Below are 10235 nucleotides of genomic sequence, written 5' to 3'. Positions count from 1 at the left end.
ATGCGAATGAAAGAAGATCATATGAAAAATGGTCAGCTCAAGCCTGGCTACAATGTGCAGATTGGAACGGAAAATCAGTTCGTTATTGGCTACAGCTTGCATCAACGCCCGACTGACACACGTTGCCTGAAGCCGCATCTGGAGAAGGTCAAGGCCGCTCTTGGTAGGTTGCCGAAAACGGTAATCGCGGATGCCGGATATGGCGGAGAAGAAAATTATGCGTTCCTAGAAAGTGAACAGTTAGATGCATTAGTGAAGTACAGCACGTACCACAAGGAAAAATCGAAGAAGTGGCAGCAAGATATCAGCAAGTTGGATAATTGGCAGTATGACGAAGCGGAGGATAAGTGGACTTGTGCAGCGGGTCGCCAACTGCTGTTTCATTATGAAAGAAAAAAAACGACGGAAAGCGGCTATGAAATAAGAAATAGACATTACCAAAGTGAAAGCTGCGAAGGTTGTCCGCTCAAAGAAAGATGTACGAAGGCGCAAGGGCCGCGTGAAATCAGCGTAAGTATCCAGTATCTGCGCTACAAGCAGCAAGCCCGTGAAAAACTCAAAAGCGAGGAAGGACATGCCCTGTCGGTTCGACGAATGATTGAACCGGAGAGTGTGTTTGGGCAAATGAAAAACAACCGGGGATTCCGGCGTTTTCTGCTTCGAGGTCTCCCGAAAGTGAGCCTAGAGGTCGGGTGGCTTTCGCTCGCCCACAATCTGCTCAAGAAAGCGGCAATCGACCGGAAAGCAGAAAAAGCGATGCAGGGATAATCGTCCCGCATCGCTTTTTCTCTATTTTTTACATAAATTTTCATTCAGTGAACTGACTAGTCAAGTGAGCGTACCTACTTTTGGGACGGCCTCTTTCATAACCTTCTTAATTGTCAGAATTATATACTTCCTCTTCTTTATTATTATAACCTCTGATTGTAATTGGCGGATTCTGAGGTTCATCTAAAAGAGCATAAAATAGTGTTTTATTATCTACTTTAATCAAATTGGTATCATATTTTTTCACTCTAAATTCAAGTGTAATCTTACTTATTTCATCATTTCTAATGTAACCATACACTAAAGGAAAACTTTCATCTACATAACTGTAAGCCCATTGTATTTCAGCTTTACTATCATCTGAAGTAGAACTGCCAATCACCCACTCCCACCCTTTATTTACTTTTTTCAATAAACCAACACCGATTAACTCTTTATTTTCATAAAATACTAAAGCTCTTTTATCAATTGGTAACTCCTTTATATAATTTATTTTACTATATTCCATATTTGCCTTAATCATTGCTTCTTCGATCGTATTCGACTTACTTGAGCAAGCTACTAAACTTAAAATAAGTAACAATATAACTAACATTTTTAGTTTCAATATTACCAACTCCCAGTAATTTTATATGCACTGTCACTAGATTTCAAACCATTCTCAACTAGTAAAAAATAATTTCCTTCTTTCAACTTAATCTTTATGCGCTCTGCTTGATTAATACCTTTATCATCAATGCGGACTACAAGATCATTTTTCTTATTAAATAAAGTGACTATTAGATCACTATTTCCCCATATTGGATTAATAATTAAATCTATTTTTTTGGCCACATCAACTGAAAACTCATAATAGTCTTTATCATCTATGCTGTGAAACGTCCCCATTATCTGTTTACTTCTTTTTATCTTTGTTGAATTTGCTATGTAATCATTAGGTTCATACTCATCATTTACTAACTTAAACCGTATTAATAATTGTGAAATAGTTTTAACCGCACTATTGTTACTAAACAACTTTAAGGTATATTCTCCTTCCTCTAAATTGGTTATTAGCGGAAATACACCTTTATTTATTAGTTTCTTTTGATCACTAAAAATTTGTGCGTTATTAATAATAACTTCATTTGTTGAGTACAGTTCAATTTGCCCATCTAAGGGGAGTTTGAAATTGAATTCGGAATATTTATCAATATTTACTGGTGTAAATGTATTCAAAGGTATATCATTTATATTATTAAAATAATTTCCATTGTTTTTAATTGAATACTCTGTTAAATCTCCAAATCCAACCATTTCATTCCAAACAATTTTATTCTTCTTAACTAATTGTGATATTAAATGAATTTTAATATTTTTACTATCAATTTTTTCATCTGAATTAAGATATAATATTTGAGATATTATTGCCGCTAGTCTAGCAGCAGATATAGAAGTACCTTCTTCATTATGATATTCACCAGGCACTAAAAAATCCAATCCCATTCCGTAGTTTGAATATTCGACATAATTATTATTTTTAGAGGCACCAACGCCAATAACTTCCGGGAATCTTGCTGGATACCCCACTTCAGTATTCCCATTCCCTGTTGCACTTATAATAATTATCCCCTTATTATATGCATCTAGTATTTTGTCATGAATATTCTCGCTTAAATATGGAAAAGAAGAACTCATGAGTATAATTTCAATATCATGTTGAATTGCATATTTTAAAGCATTATTTATATTTTTTTCTTGAGAAAATCCGTTATTATCAAAAGCTTTTATAGGAATAAGCTGTATTTTTCCATCTGTTAAATCATAAAGTATGTTTGATATCAACGTTCCGTGTCCATTATTATCCTCAATATTATCATACTCATTTATAATTGCGTTAAATGGATTTTTAACCAATTTACTATAATTAATTCCTTTTATATCTAATCCAGTATCTATTACCGCAATAGACGGGTATTTATTTACATATATATTTATACTATCTAATCTAAAAAGAGAAATAATTATTACTACCAGCAAAAATAAATAGATAAACTTAATTCTCATATAAACTTGTAACTCCTTATGGAAATCATCTTCATACCCTGTAATGGTATGAAGATGATTTCTTATATGACATTAATTAAAATACTTTGGACCGGAACTTGCTTTCCAAGCATAATTAGAATCTACATAAGATATAGAGACACCTCCGGTAGAGAACCCCCATGAACCAATTGCAGTTTTAGTCCAAGAATGTCCGTATTGACTAAAAATAGGGACACCAACTGCAGGACCATTATATTTCACATACAGAGATATATAATAACCATCAATATTATAATTTTTATTTTGTCCGTTAATATCACTTAAAAATACATCTTGTGGCCTAAAGATAACTCCGCTGTTGTCCCAATCTTGCGCATTCGTTATAGTACCTGTATTTACATCATTCTTGTCTTCTGTAAACATTAGATATCCTTTATTCGTGAATGATGAGCTAGCTCCATTTCCTAAACTTAGACCAACAACTTCTGCATCACCTGCACCGCCAGTAAAATCATTCATCCATTTAGGAGTACTTCCTGATTTATTCCATTGCATTGTTGCACTTATAATATAGTTCCCACTATACATTTCATAAACAACAGTTGGAGTTCCCATAGTAACATCAGTATTATTACTTGATACTTCTCCATATACTTCAGCTTTCTCAGGAGTAAGCACAATACAATTGTTCTCTCTGTAAAAATCATTAACTGCTGCGACGTCCTTTTCCTTAAGCCATACTTCATATGCCTCCGTTACTAATTTATCCAGATAGATTTTAGTCTCTTTTTCATCTGTGATAACAGGACTTGGTAATTTAGTTGTATCTAACATTTTGAAATCTGTTCCCGTAATATATTGTGGTGTAACAGAATTTGCTGCAGTTGCCGGACGATTAAACCCAGATACTAATAATAAACCAATAATTGCACTTGTAAGTAAAACTAAACTACTTTTTCTCATTCACTAAACATCCCCTACTATATATTTTCTTTGTTCTGAACAAATCACCAATACTTTGGACCAGAAATAGTTTTCCAACCATAAGTATTATTACTCAAACTAATACTAATTCCAGTTGTTTCAAATGAAAACCCACTAATACCTGTTGTTTTCCAAGTATGAGCGTAAGTATGGTAAATTTTCAGTGGCTGTGTATTCCCCCCTACGTATTCAACGTATAAACTACCAAAGTAACCATCAATGTTATAATTTGCAGTACCTAAAGTGGTGCTTCCACTGAAAGCATCTTGCGGACGCCAAATTACCCCACTATTTCCCCAATCCATTGCAACATTAATTGAATCTGTACTATCATTCTTATCTTCAATAAACAAGAGATATCCTTTATTTTTGAATGCTGTTTCCTTACCGTTTCCAATCCCAATCCCTACAACTTCAGCATCCCCAGCTCCTCCAGCAATGTGATCAGAATACCATTTTGGAGTTGTTCCAGTTTTATTCCATTGCATTGAAGCATTAATAATATAATGTCCTGAATACATTTCGTAAACAACGCTAGGTAACGGCATAGATACATCACTATTTGTGCTAGCTACTTCCCCTAATGCTTCATTTTTATCAGGAGTAAGTACAATACAATTATTCTCTCTATAAAAATCATTAACAGCAGTCATGTCTTTCTCTTTCAACCAAATCTCATGCGCTTGTCTTGAGAGGTTATCAAGGTGTTCTCTTTTTTCTTGTTCACTAGTTAAGATAGGTGTAGGTAATTTGCTTCTATCTAACATCTTAAACTCAATACCTTGAGTAACTAAGTTAGCCTCTACGTTATTATCTTTTGCAGAAACTGTTGAAGAACTAATTACTGATAAAAGTAACATCGCCGTTGCAAAACTACCGATAATATTTTTAGTTTTTCTTTTCATTTTGTCCTCCATTTTACTTTTTTAGACCGGTCAATATTAGTATAAAATATAATCTTTTCCAAAACAACGCAAACAAGATTGCGGTATGCCGCAACTAAATATGCGGTCATTATTTATTTAATTAAAAAATAGGATATACTATTTTTAATTTATAAATATTGAATTTTTAGCAAAAAAACTCTAATATCTTCTGCATACTGTATCTTAATCATTTACTCTATAAGGAACTAAACCATACACTGGGCCATTTGCCCCTGCCAGCTGAATTCCGTCTCCCGGCTCTAGCGGATACACCTTGTATGCAATCATCGACTGGCCGTTTAATAGACTTCCGTTGCGCGAACCCAGATCCTTAACTTGACAGACTCCGTTCTTGCGCTCAATTTCGAGATGGAGCCGAGATATGCCGACGGCAGCATCTTCGTAATCTACCTGTTCTCCAGCTCTGCCAACAGTAAACCGATCTCCCTTCCAATCGAGCCACTCTCTCTTCCCTTCCCACTCCCGGAAAAGTCTGAGGCTTCCATCATGCTGCGGCTGAGAACTCCCCAGCAATACAGTCGCTTCCGCCTTAGCTGCCGTTTGGGGAGAATCAACTGCTGCATCCGTATACCGAGTCTCACTACTTGGCTCCGCTATTTTCGGTGAGGGAGAAGAATGAGGCTGTCTGCCCGTATTCCAAGGAGCCACTGGTTCAGAGGCAGCCTTCTTGGACCAGGAATGAACCAGCGGGCCGGATTCCGGAATAAACTCATCCTCCCCTCCATCCTCGGACAACATAGATAAGGCTGGACTCCTTAGCCATATCATCACAACAATAGCAGCTCCAATTAATGTTAAGCCAAGGCTGATATAGAGACTGTTTTTCGATTGAGCTGGCAGGTACAGAAATCGCCAGACGAAAGCGACCGCAACGAGAACAACAGCTGAGACAACCCACTTTTTCTTGACCGAACCTGCATGAGCCGATTCTTCTGTTTCTTCTATTAGTTCCTCCGCAAACGCTGCCGGGGATCTTTTGCTAATTGTAGCAGCGCTTTCCATGCCTCTAGCATCATTTAAGCTGCCGGAAGGCTCCATCTCGAGTTGAATATGCTTGTTCCATACGTCTTCGCTCCTTGCGCGCCAATCCGTATACTCGCTATCCTCATCTCTTTCTCGCAAGCTGCCTATAGAGGATGTCCTCGCTGCTATTTCCTTGACCGGAGAAGACTGCCCAATAAGATCCGACTCGCTTAACAATTCCAGCAGTGCAGCACGAAGCTCGGCAAGGGGCCAGCGTTTATCATTGAAAAATTGAAGGAGCCGCTGCAGCCCTTCTCCTTCAAGCTGCCCGACAAAGGAAGTCCAACGGACGATGAGAGCCAAGAGATCCCCATGCCCCGAAGAACCGCCATTCCTCATAGGACCGGCAGCCGAAGAATCCTGAAGCGGCAAATAGGCAATGCCAATATCGTTCAATTGCTCGCCAATGAATATGTACTGATCCCCGAGCATGCAGCCTTCCGGTCTAAGCATATAATGGCTGCATTCTCCAAGCGTCTCCACAACCGCGAGCAAAAGTGTATAAAACTGTTCCATCGACAGACGCTGCATTTGCAGGCGATGGGACAGCATCTTTCGCCCTGACAAATCGTAGCGAAAGGTAATGATGCCATCCATATCCGACCAGTTCATCGGCAGCATGCCCGGAATTTTGCTGTTCATCAGCATTTGAAGCTCAATTTCATCCAGTTCCTCCCGGCGGATGACAGGCTCCCGTTCAATAATCATCTCATGTCCCCGGTTCATGGAGAAATCGATTTTAAATGCAGCCATTCGTTTCCCCCCTTAATTCAAAAATGCCGTAATCGCGCCCGGCACTGCCGCAAGCATAAACGGGAAGCTTCTCCCGCCTTCAGCCCATGCCGTCCACTGCCCTCGGTGAAGTCTTCCCCCTTGCAGCAAAAACGTTAGAGCGGCAGAAATCATTCTTTTAGCCATAGGCTGCTGCAACAGAACAATAATCAGCCCGATAGCTCCGGCATACAAAATAGCGTACATAAGCGCATAGAGCACAGTTGGCACGCCAATCCATGCGCCTAAAGCCCCGAACAGCTTTACATCACCGGCACCTATACCTTTGGCAGCATATAGAAGCAGCAACGGAACAAAGCCTGCTGCAGCACCTAAAGCGCCTTGCAGCAATCCATGCCAGCCTCCATCAATCAAGCGGTAAACGATAGCTGCTGCAAAAAAAGACAGGGTCAGCCGATTCGGTATCAGCATGGAACGAACATCGGTATACAGTGCTGCAGCCAGCAGCATAGCTGCAGCCGCAAATGGAATGGTTATCGGAATGGGCAATGATTATCCCCCTTTCGGTTTCTTTTCTACACTGAAATGTCTGGACGCTTTCTCTCCTGAGGCCGACGTTGCTGTCAGCTCCCAGATGCCTGGAGTCGTATTCCCCGACACATGCCAAGTCCACTGCACGTAGCCATTAGCGTCAGCTGTCGCTTCCCCAAGATGCTTGGCGGTGCTTTTCCCGCTTTTGTATTGGACTTCCAGCGATACACTAGCCCCAGGTTTAGTGAGGGCAACAACAGTCGCCTTATGCCCTGGACGAAGGGGCGCAGGCTCGATGGAAATGATCTGCACAGGTATGACGTCAGCCTCGCCATCACTGCCTCCATCCACAGCCGGCACTGCATCCTCCACCCATACCCGCTCCGATGCCTGCTCCCGCAGCCGTATTTTCTTTCCTGTAAAGGGGATCTTCATCGGAAAATCATACTCGGCTTCTATTGTCAGGTAAGGCTCCTGCTTATGCTTCAAATCCGGCAAGCCTAGACGCGAAAGCTTGACCCGCTCCTTATTAATAACAGCTTCGTCTGCATAATGCTGCAGCATCGGCTCTATGGCTGCTCTTCCTAATTCCGTAGCCGCCGTATCGATTAAAGGCTGCCAATCTCCCTGAATGACGGCCGCAGCAGCAGCTCCGGCAGGATCAGGAAGCCACTCCGCCGCTTTGACAGCTATTTGCCCCCAATCCGATAAGTTCGCATTGACTGGAGTAAACTCCGGCAGCTTATGTTCCACTTGCTGATAAGCCAAATCTACAGGATAAATATGAGCCGCCATTTGCCTTGCCGTCTGCGACGCCGCAGACTGAAGCGCCATCTGTGTTGCGTTTAACCGGACAAGCACGATAAACACAAGCAGCACAATTAATAAAATCGGCATTACAAGCGCCGCTTCCACAACGATACTGCCCCGCTCGCCTTCCCTGCTTCCTAGACTAATAAGACCAGCCCATCGTTTGCGTCGTTTCATACCGGCCGTCGACAACCTTTCCTTGCAGTAATCCAAAGCCGCCAATCATTTTATATGCCCCTGGCAAAAACCATAGATCTGCCGTTGCCTGTACTTCGCCAGTTACAGCTGTAGGCACATACGAGAGCGTGATTCCGCGATTCTGCTCGATAATGGCGATCATCCGGGAAAGCCTCGAAGGGCGATCCGCTCCGCCATGCATAAGCATAAACAGCCGTAAATAATCAGTGTACGAAATATCAACCTTGGCGTACTTCGACAGCGGCGCAGCCCCTCGATTCGAGAAATCTACGAAGTCTTCCATCGTTTTTTCCAAGCCGTAAATTAAAGAACAAGAGAGAATAAGCAGCGGATGGCCAGCTGACCTGCACTGCACCAGCCCTTCCATCGTTCGAATCGCCATCCTTGCTCCGAAGAGTTCACCGTAAGCCGCAGCTACGTTCGCGGCAGGCTGATAGAAACCGTATAAAATATATTCCGCCTCCTGATTTTGCAAAGCGAGCGATTGCTTTAAAGACTCCGTATCCCCGTCTGCAATCATCGACTTCAAGTGCTGCGGCTGGAAAGCGGAAAATCTTGAAATCACATACTCCCCTGCATAGACGGAATCTCTCGTCTTCTCCAGCGTATCGGCCATGCCGCCAAACAGCCCGCCCATCAAAGAAATGGAAGACTCTGCTTGATCATGCGCATCATTGGACGGCTCCCCTCCTATTGTCCCGTCTGCCTCATCCCCGCTGGCCTCATGCTGGTTAAACAGCAGATTAGCTTCGTACCGCTGCTTCACCTGTTGAAATTGCGCCTTATGCTCGTCCTCCTCCGGCAGCGACTTCATCCCCTCCAGCATCGCGCGGGCCTGCCGCCAGAGCGAGTCAGCCTTCTTCTCCTGTTCCTTTCGCTTCTGCTTCAGATCGTCATTCGACCTCTGCTGTCTCCGCCCCACGATCGAACCGCTTCCCATATATTCGCTGCTGTAACGGCCATAATCTGCAATCAGCCTATTGGCACCGGCAATCAATTGACTGCCAGCGTCCGATTCGGGCGCAAGCACCGCTGCTGACAAAGTCGTGGTAAATCTTTCGATCGAAGCATCCAGTCGTTCATATACGACGGCATGACTAGCCAGCTCCGATTGATATTCGGCGAAAAAATCATCCTGAAGCACCAAATCTCCAGCCGATTGCTGTACATCTTTTATTTCCTGCTCTGTCCCCGCAGAGTCATGGCTTGTGTCGGTTCCAGGTATGTCTTGCCCCGCTACTCGGTCATACCCGTCATCTTTAGTCTGCCGTTCAACCTCTTCAGCCACTTGCTTCATTTGCCCGTTAACTGCCTTGGCTTGCTCCAGCCATTCTGTCCCTGACGCCATAAGCGCATCATGCTCTTTCCCCTCTTCCAGCCTGATGCTGTCAAGCTGCCGGACAAGCTCTCTTGCCCGCCGCACATAATCTTCTATCTCCCTCGTGAATTTGCGTGCCTTGCCCGCTTCTGCCAGCGCCTCATCAATTCTGACCCATTCCGCATACTGGGCATGCTCTGCGGCAAGCTGCTGCGCCGTATTCGCTCCTATTGATCGCGAGCCTTCCTCGGGAAGGCGTTTTTTCAAATCGCTCTCTTCAACACTGCGCACGGCTTTCCGCTGTAATTCCAGCACCTTTTGAAGCAGAACTTCACGCTGCTCGTAGAGCTTTCTCAATCTCTCCAGCAAATCGACTGTGATCGATGCCTCTTTAAGGGGGCCCGCCATTGGAGCGAACTTTGCGGCCAGTTCTATCGTAAAGTCGACAGGCGCCTTATATTTCATCTCTTCCATTACCTGCCTCTTGAAAATACGATGAGTGCCAAGAAAGTCGGAAGCATTGGCATGTGCCGACACAAGCTCCGGTTGAACGAGACGTATAGCCGGCGCTGAAGCCTTCGCTTTGCGTTCCAGATTCGCTTTGGCAACAAGCTCATAGATTGAATCGCTTTCCGTACCGCCGCGCCCAAACAGACCGTACCTTCCGTACAATTCACCGTCATAGGCAGACAGCACCGAACGCGCGCCGGCCCTTGCCGCATCCTCAGCTGCCTTGTGCAGTGCCGCCATTCTCGCATAATCGATCAGCACGCCTGAAAACAACAGCAGCGAGGACATCATCATCGCCGACAGCACGGTAACCGCACCATCCGTTCGGAAGAACAATTTTCTAGCCTTTATATCTAACCGCAAAGTCGCTCCTCCTCTCCCGCCCG

The 10235-nt window shown here is 43.3% G+C and carries 9 protein-coding genes; 1 reads left to right on the top strand and 8 read right to left on the bottom strand.

The window, feature by feature from the left end; translation table 11 throughout:
* Positions 1–768, top strand: a 768-nt coding sequence (locus tag ACFVVF_RS27690) for a transposase (protein ID WP_387816315.1), incomplete at its 5' end; no start/stop codon positions are given.
* A 106-nt stretch (positions 769–874) separates the two neighbouring features.
* Here ACFVVF_RS27690 and ACFVVF_RS27685 read toward each other — a convergent pair.
* The 8 genes from ACFVVF_RS27685 to ACFVVF_RS27650 form a co-directional block, all read right to left on the bottom strand.
* Positions 875–1375 carry a hypothetical protein gene (locus ACFVVF_RS27685; protein ID WP_387816314.1) on the bottom strand — a complete coding sequence of 167 codons (501 nt, stop codon included), beginning with the start codon at positions 1373–1375 and terminating at the stop codon, positions 875–877.
* Between the two features lie 2 nt (positions 1376–1377).
* Complete coding sequence (locus tag ACFVVF_RS27680; RefSeq protein ID WP_387816312.1) at positions 1378–2814, bottom strand: S8 family peptidase; 1437 nt, start codon at positions 2812–2814, stop codon at positions 1378–1380.
* 72 nt (positions 2815–2886) lie between these two features.
* Positions 2887–3759: a hypothetical protein gene (locus tag ACFVVF_RS27675; protein ID WP_387816310.1), complete on the bottom strand. Its 873-nt coding sequence runs from the start codon at positions 3757–3759 to the stop codon at positions 2887–2889.
* A gap of 44 nt (positions 3760–3803) precedes the next feature.
* A complete protein-coding gene (locus ACFVVF_RS27670; protein ID WP_387816308.1) occupies positions 3804–4685 on the bottom strand; it encodes a hypothetical protein in 882 nt (293 codons plus the stop codon).
* A gap of 204 nt (positions 4686–4889) precedes the next feature.
* A complete protein-coding gene (locus tag ACFVVF_RS27665; RefSeq protein WP_387816306.1) occupies positions 4890–6503 on the bottom strand; it encodes a DUF6382 domain-containing protein in 1614 nt (537 codons plus the stop codon).
* Positions 6504–6515: 12 nt separating this feature from the next.
* Positions 6516–7031: an A24 family peptidase gene (locus ACFVVF_RS27660; RefSeq protein ID WP_387816304.1), complete on the bottom strand. Its 516-nt coding sequence runs from the start codon at positions 7029–7031 to the stop codon at positions 6516–6518.
* A 3-nt stretch (positions 7032–7034) separates the two neighbouring features.
* Entirely contained in the window at positions 7035–8000 is a 966-nt protein-coding gene (locus tag ACFVVF_RS27655) for a TadE/TadG family type IV pilus assembly protein (protein WP_387816303.1), read from the bottom strand.
* Entirely contained in the window at positions 7966–10212 is a 2247-nt protein-coding gene (locus ACFVVF_RS27650) for a hypothetical protein (RefSeq protein ID WP_387816301.1), read from the bottom strand. Before ACFVVF_RS27650 ends, ACFVVF_RS27655 begins: the two co-directional genes overlap by 35 nt.
* Positions 10213–10235: the final 23 nt, after the last annotated feature.

Source organism: Paenibacillus sp. NPDC058174 (genome assembly GCF_042883865.1).
Taxonomy (GTDB): domain Bacteria; phylum Bacillota; class Bacilli; order Paenibacillales; family Paenibacillaceae; genus Pristimantibacillus.
The sequence above is the reverse complement of the archived record's forward strand: the minus strand, read 5'-3'. Positions and strand labels throughout refer to the sequence as shown.